This is a genomic window from Bradyrhizobium sp. SHOUNA76 (genome assembly GCF_023006445.1).
GTDB lineage: Bacteria > Pseudomonadota > Alphaproteobacteria > Rhizobiales > Xanthobacteraceae > Bradyrhizobium.
The window spans coordinates 1-2,683 of record NZ_JALBHA010000684.1; the positions used below are offsets into that span (position 1 = coordinate 1).

A 2,683-nucleotide genomic window follows, 5' to 3' on the forward strand; every position below is an offset into this window, starting at 1 on the left:
GTCGACGCCCTGCTGGACCGCGGCGCCCGGGCTGACCGTCGGCGGGGCGAGCTCGCCGTCGATCACGGAGCCCGTGATCACGTCCTGCGGATAGAGTGCCGCGAGGCGACGCGCCAGATTCTCGAGCTCGCGCACGTTGCCCGGCCAGCGGTGCTGCTTCATCCGCTCCAGCGCCAGCGTGTCGAGCTTTTTCGGCGGCAGGCCGTCCTTCTCGGCGAGCGCGAAGAAATGACGGATGAGATCCGGCAGATCCTCGATGCGCTCGCGCAAGGGGGGCAGCCGCAGCGGCACGACGTTGAGTCGGAAGAACAGGTCTTCCCGGAACAGGCCCTGCTGGATCAGGACCCGCAGGTCCTTGTTGGAGGCCGCGACGATGCGCACGTCGGTCTTGATCGGGGTGCGGCCGCCGACGGTGGTGTATTCGCCCTGCTGCAGCACGCGCAACAGACGGGTCTGCGCCTCCATCGGCATGTCGCCGATCTCATCGAGGAAAAGCGTGCCGCCCTCGGCCTGCTCGAACCGGCCGGAGGCGCGGGTGTTAGCGCCCGTGAAGGCGCCGCGCTCATGGCCGAACAGCTCGGATTCGATGAGGTCGCGCGGGATCGCCGCCATGTTGACCGCGACGAACGGGCCGTTGCGGCGCTTGCCGTAATCGTGCAACGCGCGCGCCACCAGCTCCTTGCCGGTGCCGGACTCACCCGTGATCATCACGGTGAGATCGGTCTGCATCAGGCGCGCGAGGACGCGGTAGATTTCCTGCATCGCCGGCGAACGGCCGACCAGCGGGATCGCCTCCATCTCGGCGTCCTCGTCGGGCGTCGAGACGCGCTCCTTCGGCTCGGCGAGCGCGCGGCCGACGATGGCGATCAGCTCCTTGAGGTCGAAAGGTTTCGGCAGATATTCGTAGGCCCCGCGCTCGGAGGCACGGATCGCCGTCATGAACGTGTTCTGCGCGCTCATGACGATGACGGGCAGATTGGGCCGCATCTTCTTGATCCGCGGCAACAGGTCGAAGGCGTTTTCGTCAGGCATCACCACGTCGGTGATGACGAGATCGCCTTCCCCCTGGCTGACCCAGCGCCACAGCGTTGCGGCATTGCCGGTGAGCCTGACCTCATAGCCGGCCCGGGACAGTGCCTGATTGAGAACGGTGCGGATGGCGGTATCGTCATCAGCTACGAGAATGCTACCTGCGGGCATCGTTAATCCTCATTTCGCCCCCTGTGACACAGGCGACGACTTCCCGGCAGAGTCGGCGCGACTGCTTTGATCGGCATGTTTCACCGATGTGGAATACATCGGCATCAGCACGCGGAAGGTGGTTTTGCGCGGCTGAGATTCGCATTCGATGATGCCCCCGTGATCGCCGACGATCTTGGCGACCAGCGCAAGGCCCAGCCCCGAGCCGGTCTGCTTGGTGGTCACGAAGGGGTCGAACAGGTTGGGCAGAAGATCGTCCGGCACGCCTGGTCCGTTGTCCTTCACGCAGAATTCGAGCGGCAAGGATACCCGGGATTTTTGACCGGGGACTGACAGGCGCACGCCGGGGCGGAACGCGGTGGTGAGCTGGATCTCGGCGTCGGGCACGTCGATCAGGGCTTCCGCGGCGTTCTTCACAAGGTTGAGGAACACCTGGATCAACTGATCCTGGTTCGCCAGCACCGGCGGCAACGAGGGATCGTAATCCTCGACGAAGCGGATGTTGCGGGCAAAGCCCGACTGCGCCAGCCGTTTGACGTGATCGAGCACCGAATGGATGTTGACGGGGCCGCGCACCACGGGGCGCTCGTCGCCGAACACCTCCATGCGGTCGACCAGCGTCACGATACGGTCGGCCTCGTCGCAGATCAGCCGCGTCAGCATGCGGTCTTCCGAGGAGGCCTGCTGCTCCAGAAGCTGCGCCGCGCCGCGGATGCCGGAGAGCGGATTCTTGATCTCATGCGCCAGCATCGCGGCCAGCGCGATCACCGAGCGCGCGGCGCTGCGATGGGTGAGCTGGCGGTCCATCTTGTCGGCGATGGAGCGCTCCTGGAGCATCACCACGATATGGCCGGGCCGCTCGGTCAGCGGAGCCACATGCAGGTCGACCTGGCGGTCGCCGCCCATGCGCGGCGTGCCGAGATCGACCTTGTATTCGTTGACTGGCGCGTTCGACGAACGCACCTGGTCGATCAGCGCCAGCAAGGGACTGCCGAACGGCACCAGCTCTTTCAGCGACTGCCGCTTCAGGAACTGCGTCGAGATGTCGAAGAAGGCTTCGGTCGCGATGTTGGCGGCAACGATCTTGCCGTCCGGCCCGATCATGAGCACGGGATTGGGAAGAGCGTCCAGGATGGCGTCGCTGTCGGACGCAAGCGGCCGACGATGTTCAACGGCTGAGCTCATGCAGCAGCGCTCCATGCGAAGTCGTCGAAGGCATCCTGCAGGGACTGGTGGACGAGGCGCGGATCCTCCGAGGTGAGGATCTTCTGGCGCCAGGATTTCAGCTTTTCGGCCGGCGCACGGCTCGCCTGCGCCGCGACGTCGAGCGCCCAGCCCAGATGCTTGCGGGCATGCCTGAGGCCGATGCGCAGACCATAGAGCGCGCAGACGCCCTCATAGAGCGTGCGGACATAATGCAGCTGGGTCTCGAGCGAGGGCGTTAGCTCCTCCGCCCCGCCCGTCAGGCGGCGGCCGATCTGGC

General features: G+C 65.8%; 2 protein-coding genes and 1 pseudogene. All 3 read right to left on the reverse strand.

The annotated features are described in order from the left end of the window. Positions 1-1,200: nitrogen regulation protein NR(I) (gene ntrC, locus MOV74_RS35590; protein ID WP_246931859.1), on the reverse strand; the 1,200-nt coding region annotated here is incomplete at its 3' end. A 9-nt stretch (positions 1,201-1,209) separates the two neighbouring features. Further along, complete coding sequence (locus MOV74_RS35595; protein ID WP_246931861.1) at positions 1,210-2,385, reverse strand: nitrogen regulation protein NR(II); 1,176 nt, start codon at positions 2,383-2,385, stop codon at positions 1,210-1,212. After that, positions 2,382-2,683: pseudogene (locus MOV74_RS35600) on the reverse strand (tRNA dihydrouridine synthase DusB); the annotation flags it as partial. The gene MOV74_RS35595 and the pseudogene MOV74_RS35600, both read right to left, overlap by 4 nt.